Genomic DNA, 18,042 nt, shown 5'->3' with positions numbered 1-18,042 from the left:
ATCTCGCCCAACAATTGGCATTATTGACCCAGCGCCACCGGGCCGCACGGCCTTTACCAATCCTGGACGGAAGGATTCTTCGGGTTCAAAGAAGCTGCCACTATGGCTTACGCAAGACGGCATACTGGCCATTACAGCATACGTACAAAAAGTTCCTGGGAGGCTCAGTTTGCAATAACGACGTACCATATTTTGGTGTACATCACCAATACACTTCACATGAGGAAGCAAGAAACCACGGAAAGAAGATGAAAAGATGCCCGGCATAGGCTGCTGACGACGGCTAGCACGAAGAGCTCTCTCTCCAAGGTCTGTCAGGGCAATATGCCGCCACATCCTCCCGGTTATTGAACATCGGGAATCAGCAATGCTCAAAAGGGATCAACGGGCACCGTCAATGGTGCCCGACTATTCGTTCCTAAACCAGGCCTCGCTAGGCCTCAGTAGTACCTGCGACCAAAGACGCCACCGGGCTGGGGAATTTTAAACTCTTCCCTGGGATACACCACCAGCTCACCGTTTTCCAACATGGACTGGTCTCCATTTTCAATACACCATTGCCGCAAGTATTCCCGCATGCGGTGCCGCACCACCTTGATGGGAGCATCTTTACTATCGGCTAGATTGTTTAGCTCATGGGGGTCTTGCAGTTGATTGTACAACTCTTCAACACCACCCAGCTGGTGATAGATGTACTTCCATTCTCCATCCACCACCATATACTGCTGTTGTGGATGATCCATGCACTGCCCGACGTAATACTCCCTGATCGAACTGTCGTGTCCTTCCAACACCGGGGTCAAATCTTCCCCGTCCACCGGCCGATGCAGCGGCGTCCCCGTCAGTGACATCAGGGTTGGTAAAATATCCTGAAGTCCAACCAGTTCCCTTGAAATTCTTCCAGCCGCAACCCGCCGGGGATAACTTACTATGAAGGGAATTCGCACAGAGCCGTTGTAAAAATTGCGTTTGAAGAAAAGGCCGAAGTCACCTAACATGTCACCATGATCAGCAGTGTAAATGATGATTGTATCCTCTCTCAAGCCCTTTGCTTCCAAGAAGTCCAAGACCCGACCGATCTGACGATCTTGGAAAGAGACTAGGCCATAATAATGGGCTTTGATTACCCGTTTTGCCTCCGGCGATACCTTGTCCCACATGTGGTTGAAGTATTCCCGGACAAAAAAGTCGAGGCCCCTGTTTTGGATCTTCGAGAAATCACCGACCGGCGGTGAAATCGAACGGGGATCGTACATACTGTCATAGGGTCGCGGCGGGTCATAGGGAGAATGGGGTTTAGGGAAGGACATCCAAAGGAAAAAGGGGGTGTCGGGTTGTCCCTCAAGATGTCTTTCCAGATGGTAGATGGTTCTGTCCGCCACCCAGGCATCCACATAGTATTCTTCCGGAATGGGGCTTGCGGCGGCGAAGATATCGTTGTTCCCCAAGCCATGACCTCTGGTATAGCCTCCCCAGCCTACCGTGTACAAGTAATCATGGTAATCTTCCAATCCTTTCAGACAACCGTAGGGATCATACTTTTGCACGATTCTTCCCGACTCAGCCAGTTCAACCGTCTCAATCCCGTAGGTAGTCCGTTTTTCCCCCGGGGGTGTATAGGGTAAGTAGTGGAGCTTGCCTAGGGCATAGGTGCGGTAACCCCGTTGGTTCAGTTCTTCCCCAAGTAGAGGAAAGCCCGCCCTAATGGCACCTTTGTTGTCCTTAAAACCCGTACATCTATGAGGATAACAACCGGTGGTAATGCTTGCCCTAGCTTGCACACAAATCGGGTCCGGTGTAAAGGCATTGGTGAAACAGACGCCGCTTTGGGCCAAGCGATCAAGATGGGGAGTTTTCACGTCCGGGTTGCCGCTGCACCCCATGGCATCGGCACGCATCTGATCACTGGTGATTAGCAGTATGTTTGGTTTGCTCAACAGATTTCACTCCTGTTCCCTCGAACTTCCGCTTCAACAGTCTCACCCTCACCAGCAGTCACGAAGATCTTTCACAAACAGGTTTACTCTCCAATACTGCTCTTCGATTTCAACTACGTTTCGACCTGCCTGTCCCCCAAAGCCCTGGTAGGGAACAAAGTACAACAAGGACTACACAGCTACAAGAAGGAAAGGCCTGTGGGTGCCCCATGGTAAAGTAGTTCCGCTACACACTATGTACCACGGAAGAGATACGGAGCGGTAATATACGCAAGACTAGATGTGATTGCAACATACAAGTGACCCGCGGGGGCTGCGGATGTCTTCTTGAACTTGCGTGCTGCCCCATACCGCCAACCCGAGGCTGCATCGGTAAGTGATGAGACTCATACCCCCTAGTGATATTTTGATGCGTTCCTCATTGTACCATCTGAGGTAGTTATCAAGCCCTTCGATGAACTGCTCTACCGACACATTGTCCCACCAGCAGTGATAGAACATCTCGTTCTTCATCCGAGCGCCTTGGCAACACCTTGTGACTCCCGTGAAAGCTGAGTGTACTAGAGTTGCCTGGCAGAGGGCAGGACAGCCCCTAGGCTTTAGTGCTTCTCTAGCCGATTAGTTCTCTGTCTTGCGGTCCCCGGTGTCCTTGGGCTTGACAGCTTGAATTAGACAGGGGCTGACATACTCTGACAAGGAGTAAGGCGACCATGAGTCAATTATCTCTCCACTGTTATCGGGAAACTGCATCTGGACATGCTGAAAACCCACGGAATGGAGCAGCTGCCGCAGTTCATCAACCAATATGGCACCAGCCACACAACCCGAGAGCATGGCAGGATCGTCTTTGAGTTCCCTTGGTAAAGGCTTTAGAGCAACTATATCGGAAATACTAAGTCGACCGCCGGCCCGCAAAACCCGATAGATCTCTTTGAATACTTGCTCTTTCTCCGGGGAAAGGTTAATCACACAGTTGGAAATAACTACATCAACAGACTCGTCACGGACCGGCAGATACTCTATCTCGCCCAAACGAAACTCGACATTATCGTACCCTTGTTGCCTTGCCGTCTCCCGGGCTCGGAAAACCATCTCTGGCGTCATATCCACTCCGATTACCTTACCGGATGGACCCACCTTCTGCCGGGCAAGAAAGCAGTCTAACCCAGCCCCGCTACCCAAATCTAGAACCGTCTCTCCCTCCTCGAGAGAAAGCAGGGCCAAGGGATTACCACATCCTAGACCTAGATTTACTCCTTGAGGAATCTTACTCAGATCATCCGCGGTGTAACCTAGTTGCCTCGCCCGTTCTGCAACTGTCAACCCTCCCTGATCCTCACTTCCATGGCAGCTGCATCCACTTGCGCAGCAGCTACTCTGTTCGCCCCTGGCGATCCGCCTGTAGGTATCGAGAACCTCTTTTTTGCCTCCCTGTTCGTGGGACATCATTATATCCTCTCCTCCCGCGTTTCTAGCTACCTTCACTCAAGTCCCTTGCTCTAATCCCTCAGCCAGCTGCCCACCTGAAAGACATTAACGCTCTCCCTCTCCTCGCAAATCACCTTTCACAGAAACCAATGACCAACAGCGTTAAAGACATACCCTATAATCACAATCCCGACTATGACGATTCCGGTGAAAACCGCTAAGAGTCTAGGTTTCACTAGTCTTCTTAAGAGAATAAGGGACGGCAGCGATAAGCTAGTAACCCCCATCATGAAAGACAAGACCGTGCCTAATCCCACGCCCTTAGCCACAAGGGCTTCAGCTATTGGTAATGTCCCGAAAATATCCGCATACATCGGCACACCTACAACGGTAGCTATCAAGACTGAAAAGGCGTTTTCTCTTCCTAGTATAGCAGTAATAACACCCTCGGGTATCCAATTGTGGATACCTGCGCCAATACCAACTCCCAGTAGGACATAAAACCAAACCCGACGGATGATGTCCACTACCCGCTCCTTGGCAAACGTGAGCCGTTCCTGGCTGGTCATCTCTGCTACCTCATCAGCAGCAACTGCAATCGCCTGGTTCCGATAAACAAAGGACTCAACATAGCTTTCCAGCTTAAGTTTACTGATAAGGGTGCCGCCGGCGACAGCCAGAAGCACACCGACCAATACATAGGCTATGGCTATCCTCCAATTAAAGACACTGGCCAACAGCAGAATTGATGCCAAGTCCACCAGAGGTGATGAGATCAAGAAAGAAAAGGAGACTCCGATCGGCAGCCCCGCATTGGTGAAACCAATAAAAATCGGTATAGAAGAGCATGAACAGAAAGGAGTCACGGTTCCCATCAGCGCTCCCACGATGTTGGCCCCCACCCCAGTGAATCTGCTTAGAATCCTCCTGGTTCGCTCTGGTGGGAAAAAACTCTGGATATAGGAAATCCCAAAAATCAGGGTTGAGAGCAACACTAGAATTTTGATTGTATCATAGACAAAAAAATGAATGCTGCCACCTAGCCTAGTGGAAGCATCGAAACCAAGCACGTTCTCAACCAACGTCTTAACTAATGCTGAAAGCCATTCCATCTTCAGAAGTTGATCGTTCAGCCAGCCAAGGATAGCCATACTAATCATCTCTCCCTGCGTCATAATCAATCATTGAGAGAACCATCGCCGAAGATATGCAAATCCCTATTCTGCAGGTATTAATAGCTGGGTGCCACCCTTCAGCAGCACCACAAGAGAAGACTCATTGCCTACCCAACAATTCCTTGAGCTTGTCTTTGTTTGGTAGGGTCCCACTGGATACCACCTTGTCATCAATAACCAAGGCAGGGGTGGTCATGACCCCATAGCCCATAATCTCAATGAGGTCTGTAACCTTTTCTACTGTTGCATCAATCCCTTCTTCTTCCACTACCTCCCGTACCAGTTGTTCGAACTTATTGCACTTCGCACAGCCAGAACCCAGCACCTTGATGTTCACTTCCCACAACTCCTTTACCTGGAATATCAAATACGCTTTTCTCAGTAAATATCGGAGCGGCTGGTGGTGTTGTTCCCAGCTATACCCCCAGCCCATATTGCCCTGGGAGACTCCTTGAGCTTTTGGGTGATGTCATCCCGGATTTCCCTAAACTTGTGCCAACTACCTTAACTGAATCATCAAAACGCCATTGGAACCTCACCGATAACGGAGTCTGTGGGCAATGGTTACCAGCAATTCTTGATTGATGAAATCAGAGGTATTGCGGGATATATCTATCCCGACCTCGTTCATCGCGTCCGCCGCTCTGGGACTTAAACCGTGGGCCTTTAGACCTGAGCTTAAGGCCTGCATCTTCCCCAAGGGCGTTGACCAGCTCCTCAGCCATCTGACTTCAGCAGGATTACCTGTACATAAGAACATGATGCCAACCAGCCGCGTTCCCATTGCCAACTAACAACTGCCTGTAGAGCCTGATTTGCACGCTATCACAACCGGGTTTTCATCCAGATGCTGTGCCTTTTCTAACTCCTTGGCCATTTCCGGAATGGATGCTAGATCAGCGCTGAGGAAGCGAGAAAGATCCGCCTGGAACCCCCTAAGGGCTCCTTCGTCGGCTTTGTAGTATACCCACTGGCCTTCTCTTCGTTCAATTACAAAGCCAGCTGTTTTAAGCTTTCGCAAATGCTGCGATATCCCGGGCTGACTGATATCGATGATCTCCCTCAACTCACAAACACAATACTCCCTGCCGATAAGCAACTTCAGTATTCTCAGCCTGGTAATATCTGCCAAGACTTTCAACCTTTCGACTAATGCCGTAATAGCAACCACCGCCTTATATAATCATATGCTTATATACTAATGCATTGGACCCGCTACGTCAATGACTATGTGATCCACGAAACAACCATTTTTCCGAGCAGTTTCTTTGCAGGAAACGCAGATTTGAGTAGGCGAGTCCAAGCCCCTGTATAGGCCACCATTTTGCATTCCAACAACTCCAAGACGCCGGAGCGTTCTGCATGCGGGAAATGCCTAGGACGGCCCCTAGGGCATCTCAACCTACAGATCTAAGAAGGCCCCTACGAAGCCTCTCTTCGGCTTTCCATGGGGACGTGACCCTTGACTTGAAGGGAACAATCTCACATTAAATGCTGGATGGACGTGACCTATTATTCCACCAGCGTCTGACTTCCTCCTCCCAACAGCCCTTGTTTCGTCGCAGGGCCCTCTGATACTGGGCCCACTCCCTACTTGTCCACGATTGCCCCTCCCAGTAGACATGGACATCGCCCGCTAGGCCGCGGTCTCCTTCGGATTCTTCGAGCTGACTCGAAAAAAGGACCCGGACGTCGTCCTTCCTTTCAAGTCTACATAGCCACCTAAGCACCTTGACCTCCCACCCCCCATCGCCAGGCGCGGGCTCTCGGCCAAACGCTTCGTAAAACTTGTCCGAGAAAACCTCCATGGCCAAGGATAGCTTCTCGTAGCCTTTCAGCCCAACCAGCATACCCGTCTTTTCCACCAGGAACCACATGAGAAAAACAAGGCGAAAAAAGCAACAAAAGCTAGAACGCCTAACACCTGGAACGTGAATAGAAACTCAAGGAACTGTTCCATGGGTTAAACCTCCCCATCAGGAATAGGCCCTGTTCAGCCACCCTAACAAGAAGACCCGGGATTCTTTTCGCGCCTTAGCCAGTGAGTAGTAGTACTCCGCGCTTGGTATCTGAGGACCTGCACCAACTTCGTCCGCATTGGTAGCCGTCAGCGTCAATGGCCCCAGGATGCCGACACCAACTACCAGACAGTACAAGAGGCCTACGCGAACACATTAGCCAGTACAGAAGCCATATAAACTTCGGTTCTACCGGCAACGATTTGAAGACGAACTATTGCCGGAACTAGGCACTAAACGCCGTAAAGGCCTGACCGTCTTACACCTTCGAAAAGCCTTGGCAAGGAACCCAAGAATTGACCGACACAACAAGAGAGCCTTACAAGCGTCCTTGAACTGGTGCGCAAACCGAGACAAATGCCACCGACTCGATTTCCGCAAATTGGAGGTGACGTCACGCCCTAGACGAGACAGGGAAAGACGTCTGGAGTTTTGACGATGTGCAGAAGGTGTATTCCTGCTTGACGTTTGAAACCTCTACGACATATTCATTGGTACTTGGAGTAAAGTTGGATTTACGCCCCGGCGAGATACTTGCTTTGCGTTGGGAACGAATGCACCACCACGATATCATCATTGATGCCGCAGTCAAGGAGCGCACACCGGAGAATTCCGTCATTGGAGTTACCAAGACGGGGCGTTCGAGGTGCCTACCCACCACACCGTTTCTGTGGCGGCCCTAGCCCGACACAAGGCAGAGAAAGAGATATTAGAGGGTACAATGTTGGGACTAATCTTGTGGTGACTGATCGAACGGGGAATGTACCAGACATTGGCTATATTCGCAAGGCCCTCCGCATTCTTGCAAGGAATGTCGGGATCCATTATATTCCTCCAACGAAGACGTTGGGCACTCAGAAGGACCTGTGCAATCGTCTCCACAACAACTGTCAATTGGACTGGTCCTGCTCAACCGATTTCGGCCAAATGACCGGCTGATTCTTCTTTCTCCCTTTCAGGACAAAAAAAGAAAACCCCTGTAGAATCGGGGTTTTATCTGGAGCCGGCGATAGGACTTGAACCTACAACCTGCTGATTACGATTCAGCTGCTCTACCATTGAGCTACGCCGGCACAGCTGGAGCGGGCGACGGGGCTCGAACCCGCGGCCCTCAGCTTGGGAAGCTGATGCTCTACCAACTGAGCTACGCCCGCTCAAAATAAATAATGGTGGGCACGGCTGGTTTCGAACCAGCGACCTCTGCAATGTGAGTGCAGCGCTCTCCCGCTGAGCTACGCGCCCGCCTTGTGTTAACATTATAGCTCCCCTAGAATCCCAAGTCAAGAGTCTATTGAGATCTGCCAGCGACAAAACGTGCGAACGGGATCGAAGATCTTGTCAAGCTTTGAAGGAAGGTTCCCGAACAGAGCCTAGTTCCGTTCGGGAACCCTTTGGGTTAGTGTTTAGAAAGCAAAGGGATCGAACCGTCTTAGGAGCAGGGAGTTGGCCACCACCGAAATGGAACTCAGAGCCATGGCGGCACCCCCAATCACCGGTGTGAACACACCGAAGATTGCCAAGGGAATCACGGCTGTGTTGTAAACCACGGCCCAAAACAGGTTTTGCTTGATCTTACGCAAGGTCTGCCGGGATAACCGCACCGCGGCCGGAATGGCTCGCAAATCCCCTCGGGTTAGGGTGATGGAGGCACTTTCGATAGCAATATCGGTGCCCGTGCCAACAGCCAACCCCACATCGGCCGAGGCCAGGGCCGGGGCGTCATTGATCCCGTCTCCCACCATGGCCACCACCCGGCCTTGATCCTTCAGTTGGTTCACCTGGACTGCCTTGTCTTCAGGCAGCACTTGGGCCACTACATGTTGAATACCTACTTGTGACGCAATGGCCCGGGCGGTCCGCTCCCGATCTCCGGTGAGCATGTACACATCGATGCCCATCCGGGCAAGTTCCCGAATGGCCTCCGGTGCCGATTCTTTGATTCTGTCCGCCACGGCCAGCACGCCAATGGCCCGGTCCCGGTTAGCCACCAACACCACCGTCTTGCCCTCATCTTCCAGACGCTGGACCAGGGAATAGTCAAATTCAACCTGTTGTTCTGTCATCAAGCGCTCATTACCCACGTACCAGAGAACATCCTGCACACTGAAGCGAATTCCCTTACCGGGAATGGCTTCGAAATCTTCAATGGAAGGGAAACTTGCCCCAATCTCCACCGCGTAATTGACAATGGCTTCAGCCAGCGGATGTTCGGACAGTTTTTCCGCGGCACCCACGTAGCCTAAGACCTCTTTTTCATCATGCGGCGGAAACACTATCACGTCGGTAACGGTGGGAGAGCCTTCGGTAATGGTACCGGTTTTGTCTAAGACCACCGTATCCACTTTACCCATCCGCTCCAGGTGCTCACCACCCCGGATCAAGATCCCCACTTCGGCACCGAGACCTGTTCCCACCATGATGGCTGTAGGTGTGGCCAATCCCATGGCACAGGGGCACGCCACCACCAAAACCGTAGTCATGTGCAGAAGCGCTTCAGTAAAACCAACAAAGGGATACCAACCAAGGAAAGTCAGCACAGCCAGGACGATGGCCCCGGGTACAAAATACCGGGACACTTGATCAGCCAAGCGCTGAATCGGAGCCTTGGAACCTTGGGCTTCCTCCACCAGACGGATAATCTGGGACAGAACCGTATCCTCACCCACCCTAGTAACCCGGAAGGTGAAACTGCCTTGTTTGTTGATGGTGGCTCCCACCACTTCGTCGCCGGGATTCTTCTCTACGGGAATACTCTCCCCAGTGAGCATCGATTCATCAACACTAGTTCTGCCCTCTACGATAACCCCATCCACAGGGATCCTTTCCCCGGGACGCACCAGCACAATGTCCCCCACCACTAATTCTTCCACCGGCACCTGTTTTTCCTCGCCGTTGTAGAGCACCGAGGCGGTTTTGACCTGCAGATCCATCAGTTTCTCAATGGCCTGGGAAGTACGCCCTTTGGCCACCGCTTCCAATACCCGCCCCAGGAGAATGATGGTGATCAATACCGCTGCCGATTCAAAATATAAAGTCTCCCAACCGGCAAAAAGGGCAGCCACACTGTAGAAGTATGCGGCGGAAGTCCCAAGGGCAATCAGTACATCCATATTAGGGCTACCAGCCTTCAAAGCGTGGTAGGAACCACGGTAAAAGGGCCAGCCGGCCACAAACTGCACCGGGGTGGCCAACAAGAACTGGATCCACGGGTCTAAGACCGCTGCCGTCATCCCGAGCATATGCATCAAGTGAATCACAATCAAGGGAAGGGATAAAAGCAGTGCACCCAAAAAGCGCAACCACTGCTTCCGGATCTCTGCCTCCCGGGCCTGTTTCCGTTGCTCATAGTCGCCAGCCCCCTGGAGGATGGTGGCAGGATAGCCAAGCCCTTCTACTTCCGCCCGGATTTCTTCCGGGGTAAGCACACCGGAAAAATACTCCACAAAACCTTTGCCGGTGGCCAGATTAACGGTGGCCTTCTTCACCCCAGACAAGCTGTTGAGGTGAGACTCCACCTTCCCGGAACAAGAGGCGCAGGACATGCCTTCAATCGCGAGCTCAACCCGTTTTGTACCCACCTGGTAACCCAGTTCCTCCACCGTCTTTACAAGTTCACCGGCGCTAATCACTGTATCATCGTAGGTGATGGTCCCTTCCTCGGTGACCAGATTGATCTGCACTTCCACAACACCAGGTTTGTGTTTCAGGTATTCTTCTATTCCCGCAACACAACCGGCACACTTCATACCACCAATGGACAGTCTGAGCACACTAAGTGCCTTAGTACTCTGAGCCATGGTATCGCCTCCTGTTTCTACCGCAACTTGAAAATCGTGTGCAGTAGCTCATCAATTACCTGTTCTTCCCCGGCTTTCAACCGTTCAAGAACGCAGGACTTCATGTGTTGTTTCAAAAGCAGCTTTGTCACGCTCTGCAAAGCGGATTGGGCGGAAGCGATCTGCACCAACACATCGTTGCAATAGACGCCTTCGTTTAGCATTCGGTTGATCCCCCGGATCTGACCTTCAATGCGATTCAAGCGGACGGTGAGATCTTTCAACAATTCTTCATCGGTCCACACCCGACATTTATCGCAAGCTGGAGTATGTCTCATATCCTCCATCGGCATCGCCTCCTTCTGTGTCTCGAATATACCATACCCCCCTACCCTATTGTCAAGGAAAAGGGAAAGCATTCCTATTCTACCCTGGACCAGCAAAGAAAGACGAAACAAGAGCGGAAAACTGAGCGGAACTATGCCGTTCCAAATCGGGAGTTGTCGTCCACTGGGCCTCCAACTCTCTGAGTTTATGGCTTGTACCAGTTGACAACCAATCCGAAACCTGATATGATTAACAACGTTTGCGGGATATTTCCCGCCTGTCGAACCTGGCGTCAGGTTTTCTTGACTACAGGGTATTGACATCAAGAAGAAAATAAGATAATATCATGCGTGGGCTCGGCCCTCGCTGAGCAAAGAGCAAACTCATTAAAGCGTGCCCCCATCGTCTAGCGGCCCAGGACACCGCCCTTTCACGGCGAAGGCACCGGTTCAAATCCGGTTGGGGGTACCATTTTTTTGTCTAGCACCTTGTCAGGTGCTGTTTTTTTGTCTGTCAGTCAAAATGGCGTTTGCTTTCTGGTATAATATACCAAGTACCAGCGGGTATATTCTCCCCTTTCCGTGACAAACTAGGACCAAGAGAGCAGTAATGTTTTACCCAAGCAGCTCGAACCGTAGGGTCGAGACGGATGAATCCCGATGTGTCATCGGCATTCTACCCGTTATGCTCGTAAGTTAGGGCATGTTGCTTTGGCTAGAACCTCTAACTGCTCTCTTTTTATGCAGGAATTGCCTATTGAAACCAGAATTACTTTCCTATACACCCGTACGGAGAGCATCCCTAGTTCCCTAGGAGCTGAAAGGAGGATAGGCAAAGTCCCCTCGACAGGGCTATGGCTTTGCCTAACACCAGATGAAAGCAATCTTACCTGTTGCCGGAATCGGTTCACGACTTCGTCCCCAGACCCACACTGTACCTAAGGCCTTGGTCCACGTGGCTGGCAAGCCCATTCTTGGGCATATTCTGGATATCCTGATTCCCGTGGGAATTACCGAAGTGGTGCTGGTTGTAGGGTATCTGGGCGAAAAGATCGTGGAGTACGTTCAGGCAAACTACGATCTCAAAGTGCATTTTGTCCACCAGGCCGAACGAAAGGGACTGGGCCATGCCATCTATCTGACCAAGGACATCTTCCCAGAAAACGAGCCTGTGCTTATTGTTCTGGGAGACACGGTCTTCGAGGCGGATCTAGCCACAGCGCTCGAGAGCGGCCAAAGTTGCATCGGCGTCAAGGCTGTGGATAATCCGGAAAAGTTCGGCATTGTGGAATTACAGGATGGGCTCATCACTAGGCTGGTGGAAAAACCGACGGATCCACCCACCAACCTGGCGGTGGTAGGGGTCTATTACATCAATGAATCAGCACCTCTCTTCGCTGTCCTGCAGGAAATCATGGATCGGGGGATTCGCTCCAAGGGCGAGTATCAACTAACCGATGCCCTCCAATTGATGGTAGAAAGAGGGTTCAAACTGTCGGTCTTTGATGTGCAAGAGTGGTACGACTGCGGTCAGCCGGAGACGCTCCTAGCCACCAACCGGTGTCTGTTGGGAAAGAACGGTCCACCACCGGAGATCCCCGGCTCCATCTTGATTCCTCCGGTCTACATTCCGGAGTCGGCGAAAATATCCAATTCCATCATTGGTCCCTTCGTCTCGGTAGCCGATGGAGCGGAAATCTCCAACTCCATCGTCCGAGACTCCATCATCAACGAAGGGGCCAAGGTAGAAAACATACTCTTGTCCAATTCCCTGATCGGCGAGCATGCAGCGGTAGAAGGCAACTTCACCCAGCTGAATATCGGCGACTCTTCCGCCATCAAGTTCACCTGTTAGCCAATCTTGAATAGGCTCTTAGCGTTAGCGGTGGTGATCCTGGCCACTTCGTCAACCTCCAAGCCTTTGATTTCCGCCACTTTTTGGGCAACGTAGGTTACAAAGGCTGGTTCATTGCGTTTTCCGCGATGGGGCTCTGGTGTCAGGTAGGGGCAATCGGTCTCCACCAAAATCCGCTCCATCGGGGCCTGGTTCACCACCTCCACAGGTTTGACCGCATTCTTGAAAGTGATGGGGCCAGCAAACCCCAGATAGAATCCTCTGTCCAGCAGTTTTTTCGCTAACTCCACGCTGCCGGAATAACAATGCATGACGCCCCCCACCACTTCCTGCCTTTGGAGGATCTCCCAGGTATCTCCATGGGCATCCCGGTTGTGGATGATCACCGGAAGACCCAATTTGCGAGCCAGTTCCAGCTGTTGCTTAAACACGAATCGTTGCTGATCCCGGGGAGAATTGTCGTAATAGTAATCTAGGCCCATCTCGCCCAAGGCCACCACCTTTGGATGCTTTGCCAGGCGCGCCAATTCTGCGAGAGCCTCTTCGGTGTAGGTCTTGGCATCGTGGGGATGAATCCCCACCGCGGCGTAGACCCCTGGATACTTCTCCGCCTGCTCCACGGCCCTCTTAGACGAAGGCAGGTCCCAACCCACATTCACTATCACCTGGACACCGGCAGCTTCAGCCTGGGCAATGACCTCCGCCTCATCTTTAAGCAAACGATCATTGTTCACATGGGCATGACTGTCCACAAACATAAACGGCGCCGGGTAGTTTACCTCAAGGTAAATACCCGGCTCCCTCCCTTTCTCAGTTACATATCAAGCAGTCCTTACCGCACAATACTTCCGGCGGGGAGGTCTTTATCCACGGTGATCAGGCCGAGATCCTTGCCATCCACAGCGGCCAACACCATTCCCTCGGAAATCTCTCCGCGCAGTTTGCTTGGCTTGAGATTGGCCACCACCACGACACGCTTGCCGACCAAGTCCTCAGGGGCATAATGCTGGGCGATCCCCGCCACAACCTGCCGCACCTCATCGCCCAGGTCCACCTTTAGAACCAAGAGTCTGTCCGCGTTGGGATGGGGCCCGGCCTGGATCACTTTCCCCACCCGCAGCTTCACCTTCTGGAAGTCCTCGATGGAAATGAACTCCTCTTCCGGCTTAGAGGCTTCGGTTTCGGCTTTACTGGCCTCTTTAGCTGCTAAGGCCGCTTCCCGTTCCTTAATATCGATCCGAGGGAAGAGGGGTTCGGCCGGGTTGGTGGCAGTCTCGGGTTTCAAACCACCCCACTGCCGGTGCTTAACGCTGAACTCTTCTTTCACCCCTAGTTGTTGCAGCATGCGTTCCGCCGTAGTGGGAATGAAGGGCCACACCAATTGTGCGATGAGCCTCAAAGCTTCGCCTAGGTTATACATGATGCGGGCCAGGCGCTCCCTATCCTCTGCCTTGGCCACATTCCATGGCGCACTTTCATCCACATACTTGTTCGTCCGGCCAATGAAGGCCCAGATCGCCTCCAAGGCCTCATTGATCTCCAGCTGTTCCAGATGCCTGTCCACCGTCTGGCAGGTCCGCTCCGCCATGGTGCGCAGATCACGATCCAGCTCCTCCTCCGGACCCGGTGTGGGAATAACCCCGTCGAAGTATTTTTTGATCATACTAAGACTACGATGGAGTAAATTCCCCAAATCGTTAGCCAAATCCGCATTGATCCTCTGGATCAAGGCCTCTACGGAGAAGTTCCCGTCGCTGCCGAAGGAGATCTCCCGCAGAAGGAAGTACCGGATGGCATCGGCCCCGAACTCATCAATGAGCTCATTGGGATCTACCACGTTGCCCTTGGATTTCGACATCTTATCACTATCCAGAAGCAGCCAACCGTGACCGAAGACCTGCCTGGGAAGTTCCAGGTCCAGGGCCATGAGGATGATGGGCCAGATGATAGTGTGGAAACGGGTGATCTCTTTACCCACCAGGTGTAAATCAGCAGGCCAGAAGGTCTTAAACAGTTCTTCATCCTGCAGATAACCACAACCGGTAAGATAGTTGGTCAGCGCATCAAACCATACGTAAATAACGTGGCCCGGTGCCATGGGGACTGGTACCCCCCAGCTAAATCCGGTCCTGGTGACACAAAGATCTTCCAGTCCGCTTTTGATAAACTGCACCATCTCGTTCTTCCGGCTTGCGGGCTGGATAAAATCGGGGTTTTCCTCGATGTATGCGAGCAGACGATCAGCATACTTGGAGATACGGAAATAATAGGCCTCTTCTCTCAGCAGCTCCACCGGTCGCCCACAGTCAGGACATTTGTGATCCTCCAATTTGCTTTCCAACCAAAAGGCTTCACAGGGGGTACAGTACCACCCTTCGTAGTAGCCTTTGTAGATGTCACCCCGGTCGTAGATCCGCTGGAAGACCTCCTGCACCACCCGCTGATGCCGCTCATCGGTAGTACGAATGAAATCGTCGTAAGAAATATTCAATCGCGTCCAAAGCTGCCTAAAGGTGGCCACGATCCCGTCCACATACTCCTTGGGGGTGACCCCGCGACTGGCAGCAATCTTCTCGATCTTCTGCCCGTGATCATCAGAGCCGGTAATAAACAGCACCTTCTTACCTAGAAAACGATGGTACCGTGCCAGGGCGTCCGCGATGACCGTCGTATAGGCGTGTCCGATATGCAATCGATCACTAGGATAATAAATGGGAGTAGTTATATAGTAAGTATCCTTGCTCATTGTACCTTGCCCCTTTCATCGGTTCTGTGCCGATCAAAAAAATCCCCTCTTGGAACAGGGAGGGGTGGAAAAGTCCCGTTGAGTATAGCAAAGCTTTCCTCACGATCAAAAAAACCAGGCATTACCCCTCTAGGGTAATGTTTGCCGCCTTTTGCACTACTATACCCCGCCTGCATTTATTTGTCAACCTCGGGCAGGATAAACCATAGACAAGCAGAAGTATTGATAGGGTGTCCAAGGTCTTCCACGAGTTTAACCCATCAACATCGCAAACTTACCTGGAGGCTGGTCCTTTTCTTACCTCTTATGTTAACCTATATAAGGGGCAGGCCGTACCGTCCGTCCTTAGCATGTGGGGGTTTTCCCCCGGTAAAGGACACCGCCGCCCCAAACCGATTGGACTAATGGATACGTCTAGGGATATACCGACGGAAAGGGGTTTGAAGTATGGAGAAAAGAAGGATTATCAAAGACGATGGACGCTATTTGATATACTACAGCTTCAAAGAGAAGTCCACCTGCAAATCCTGCAATAAGGAAGATCAGAGCAATAAGGAGGAAAAGTCCAGTGTCTGAGCTACGTTGGGATCCAATTCAGAGGGAATGGGTGATTACCGCCACCCATCGACAGGACCGCACATACAAACCCCCCCGGGATTTTTGTCCCCTTTGTCCCACGGAACCAGGGGGCTATCCCACGGAGGTACCTGAAAACTACGAGATCGTGGTCTTCCAGAACAAATTCCCCTCCCTGCAACCGAACCCTCCTGAACCTGCGGTGGAAGGAACCGCCCTCCACCCGGTGGATCTGGCCAAAGGCGTCTGCGAAGTGGTTCTGTATAGCTCTGAACATGACTCTTCGTTAACGGAAATGTCCGTGGAGCATATCACCAATCTCATTAAGGTCTGGACCGACCGTTATGAGGAGCTGGGCAGCCGCGAGGAGATCAAATATGTGTTCATCTTTGAGAATAAAGGCGACGCCATTGGTGTCACCCTGCAACATCCCCATGGGCAGATCTATGCCTTCCCCTTCATCCCACCCAAAGTGGGGCGCGAGCTGAACTCATCCAAGGAATACATGGAAGAAACAGGTAAGTGTCTGCACTGTGACGTTCTGGGAGAAGAACTGGCGGACGGACGACGGATCGTCGCCGAGAACCAAGACTTTGTGGCCTTTATCCCCTTTACGGCCCGTTACCCCTATGAGATACACATCTATGCCCGGGACCATCGCCGCTCCCTGTTGGAGTTCAACGAAGAGGAGCAAAGATCCCTGGCCCGCATCCTAAAGCTGGTGATCTCCAAGTATGACAATCTCTTTAGCTTTTCCTTGCCATACATGATGATCATGCATCAGGCACCCACCGACGGGCAAGAAAACAACCATGCCCATTTCCATATTGAGTTCTACCCGCCCAACCGCACGGAGACAAAGCTGAAATATCTGGCGGGGTGCGAATCCGGTGCAGGAACTTTCATCAACGATACGTTGCCGGAACAATCCGCAGAACGGTTGCGGAACACGCCACCCGCATCCTTCGAGGAAATAGACTAGCCTAGGGAGGTAATCGGATGCAACGTCTTATTGAAGCCTATCATCAGCGTTTTGGCCAGGCCGATGAGCTTTTCCATGCCCGGGGGCCCGGACGCGTAAACCTGATTGGAGAACACACAGACTACAACGATGGTTTCGTATTACCCATCGCCATCGACAGAGCCTTGAACATAGTGGGGGCAAGGCGTCCGGACCGGGAAGTCCACGTCTACTCCCTAGATTTCAACCGCAGCACCCGCTTCCCCCTGGATGACATCCAGCATTCTAAGCGGGAGACTTGGAGCAATTACATCCGGGGAGTACTGCTGTATTTGCAGGAACAATATAAACTGCCTGGCATGAACATGGTCATCTCCGGCAACATCCCCCGGGGAGCCGGGCTTTCCTCCTCCGCGGGGTTCGAAGTAGCGACAGCCATGTTTGCCGAAGCGGTGGCGGGGTTTTCCATGGATCCAGTGGAAATGGTGAAACTCTGCCAACGGGCGGAGAACGAATTCGTGGGTGTGGCCTGCGGTATCATGGATCAATTCATCTCCCGGTTAGGTGAGAAGGATCATGCTCTGTTCTTGGACTGCCGGTCCTTGGAGTATGAGTTGGTCCCCATGATCATGGATGACCATGCCTTTGTCGTGGTCAACTCCGGCGTTAAAAGGGGCTTAGTAGATTCAGAATACAATCGGCGCCGGGCCGAATGTGAAGAGGGCGTGGAGGTACTACGCACCGTCCTCCCCGGGATCCAAAAACTGCGGGATGTCTCTGTGGAGGATTTCGAAAAGCACCGTGATCTCCTATCTCCCACCGTGGCCAAGCGGTGTGAACATGTGGTAAAAGAGAACCAGCGGGTACTAGACACGGTGGAAGCTTTCAAGAACAATGATCTGGCGAAGGCAGGCCAGCTCATGAACGAATCCCATGCCAGCCTCAGAGACCTTTACGAAGTGAGCTGCCGGGAACTGGACATCCTCACCGAGATTGCCCTGGACACTGACGGAGTCCTGGGTTCCCGAATGACCGGTGCTGGTTTCGGGGGCTGCACCATTACTTTGGTAGCCCGAGAGCAAGTGGAAGAACTCTGTTCGAGAATCGAAAGGGAGTATCCCGCCCGGACCCAACTGGAACCGGAAATCTACATCGTCACTGCCGCCGATGGTGCCTCCAGCCGCAAACTGTAATGCCCTTCCGAGGTGGGCTTCGGCCCACCTCCCTTTGAAAAAACTTCAGCA

The 18,042-nt window shown here is 52.2% G+C and carries 14 protein-coding genes and 4 tRNA genes; 5 read left to right on the top strand and 13 right to left on the bottom strand.

What is annotated here, in order from left to right:
* Positions 1-440: 440 nt before the first annotated feature.
* From GXX57_04805 to GXX57_04780, 6 genes are all read right to left on the bottom strand, one after another.
* Positions 441-1,937, bottom strand: coding sequence for a sulfatase-like hydrolase/transferase (locus tag GXX57_04805; protein ID HHV43966.1), 1,497 nt, complete (start codon positions 1,935-1,937; stop codon positions 441-443).
* Positions 1,938-2,213: 276 nt separating this feature from the next.
* The gene (locus tag GXX57_04800) at positions 2,214-2,450 is read right to left on the bottom strand and encodes an IS3 family transposase (GenBank protein HHV43965.1); all 237 of its coding nucleotides are present in this window, start codon (positions 2,448-2,450) and stop codon (positions 2,214-2,216) included.
* Between the two features lie 105 nt (positions 2,451-2,555).
* The gene (gene arsM / locus GXX57_04795) at positions 2,556-3,386 is read right to left on the bottom strand and encodes an arsenite methyltransferase (GenBank protein ID HHV43964.1); all 831 of its coding nucleotides are present in this window, start codon (positions 3,384-3,386) and stop codon (positions 2,556-2,558) included.
* Between the two features lie 116 nt (positions 3,387-3,502).
* Positions 3,503-4,516: a permease gene (locus GXX57_04790; protein HHV43963.1), complete on the bottom strand. Its 1,014-nt coding sequence runs from the start codon at positions 4,514-4,516 to the stop codon at positions 3,503-3,505.
* Between the two features lie 124 nt (positions 4,517-4,640).
* Positions 4,641-4,877, bottom strand: a complete 237-nt coding sequence (locus GXX57_04785) for a thioredoxin family protein (protein HHV43962.1) — start codon at positions 4,875-4,877, stop codon at positions 4,641-4,643.
* A gap of 453 nt (positions 4,878-5,330) precedes the next feature.
* Positions 5,331-5,711, bottom strand: a complete 381-nt coding sequence (locus tag GXX57_04780) for a winged helix-turn-helix transcriptional regulator (GenBank protein HHV43961.1) — start codon at positions 5,709-5,711, stop codon at positions 5,331-5,333.
* A 1,386-nt stretch (positions 5,712-7,097) separates the two neighbouring features.
* Here GXX57_04780 and GXX57_04775 point away from each other — a divergent pair.
* The gene (locus tag GXX57_04775; GenBank protein HHV43960.1) at positions 7,098-7,241 is read left to right on the top strand and encodes a hypothetical protein; all 144 of its coding nucleotides are present in this window, start codon (positions 7,098-7,100) and stop codon (positions 7,239-7,241) included.
* Between the two features lie 315 nt (positions 7,242-7,556).
* On the opposite strand, the gene GXX57_04770 is transcribed toward GXX57_04775, so the two are convergent.
* The 5 genes from GXX57_04770 to GXX57_04750 all read right to left on the bottom strand — a co-directional run bounded on the left by GXX57_04770 (position 7,557) and on the right by GXX57_04750 (position 10,681).
* A tRNA-Thr gene (locus GXX57_04770) sits at positions 7,557-7,631 on the bottom strand.
* A gap of 5 nt (positions 7,632-7,636) precedes the next feature.
* Positions 7,637-7,712, bottom strand: a tRNA-Gly gene (locus GXX57_04765).
* 13 nt (positions 7,713-7,725) lie between these two features.
* Positions 7,726-7,800 (bottom strand) — tRNA-Val (locus tag GXX57_04760).
* Positions 7,801-7,961: 161 nt separating this feature from the next.
* The gene (locus GXX57_04755; GenBank protein ID HHV43959.1) at positions 7,962-10,355 is read right to left on the bottom strand and encodes a copper-translocating P-type ATPase; all 2,394 of its coding nucleotides are present in this window, start codon (positions 10,353-10,355) and stop codon (positions 7,962-7,964) included.
* 17 nt (positions 10,356-10,372) lie between these two features.
* Positions 10,373-10,681 carry a metal-sensing transcriptional repressor gene (locus GXX57_04750; GenBank protein HHV43958.1) on the bottom strand — a complete coding sequence of 103 codons (309 nt, stop codon included), beginning with the start codon at positions 10,679-10,681 and terminating at the stop codon, positions 10,373-10,375.
* A 375-nt stretch (positions 10,682-11,056) separates the two neighbouring features.
* Between GXX57_04750 and GXX57_04745 the strand changes: the two genes are divergently transcribed.
* Positions 11,057-11,132: transfer RNA gene (locus tag GXX57_04745), tRNA-Glu, on the top strand.
* Between the two features lie 402 nt (positions 11,133-11,534).
* Positions 11,535-12,515: an NTP transferase domain-containing protein gene (locus GXX57_04740; protein ID HHV43957.1), complete on the top strand. Its 981-nt coding sequence runs from the start codon at positions 11,535-11,537 to the stop codon at positions 12,513-12,515.
* Here the strand turns inward: GXX57_04740 and GXX57_04735 are convergent.
* Both GXX57_04735 and metG read right to left on the bottom strand, forming a co-directional pair.
* Entirely contained in the window at positions 12,512-13,273 is a 762-nt protein-coding gene (locus tag GXX57_04735) for a TatD family hydrolase (protein ID HHV43956.1), read from the bottom strand. The genes GXX57_04740 and GXX57_04735 overlap by 4 nt on opposite strands.
* A 74-nt stretch (positions 13,274-13,347) precedes the next feature.
* Entirely contained in the window at positions 13,348-15,261 is a 1,914-nt protein-coding gene (metG, locus tag GXX57_04730) for a methionine--tRNA ligase (GenBank protein HHV43955.1), read from the bottom strand.
* Positions 15,262-15,829: 568 nt separating this feature from the next.
* Between metG and galT the strand changes: the two genes are divergently transcribed.
* Both galT and GXX57_04720 read left to right on the top strand, forming a co-directional pair.
* Positions 15,830-16,819 carry a galactose-1-phosphate uridylyltransferase gene (gene galT / locus GXX57_04725; GenBank protein ID HHV43954.1) on the top strand — a complete coding sequence of 330 codons (990 nt, stop codon included), beginning with the start codon at positions 15,830-15,832 and terminating at the stop codon, positions 16,817-16,819.
* A gap of 17 nt (positions 16,820-16,836) precedes the next feature.
* Positions 16,837-17,991: a galactokinase gene (locus GXX57_04720; protein ID HHV43953.1), complete on the top strand. Its 1,155-nt coding sequence runs from the start codon at positions 16,837-16,839 to the stop codon at positions 17,989-17,991.
* Positions 17,992-18,042 lie beyond the last annotated feature (51 nt).

The sequence above is a fragment of the Bacillota bacterium genome, assembly GCA_012839765.1.
GTDB lineage: Bacteria > Bacillota > Limnochordia > DUMW01 > DUMW01 > DUMW01.
Note: the sequence above shows the minus strand (reverse complement) of the source record. Positions and strands in the feature narration are given on the sequence as shown.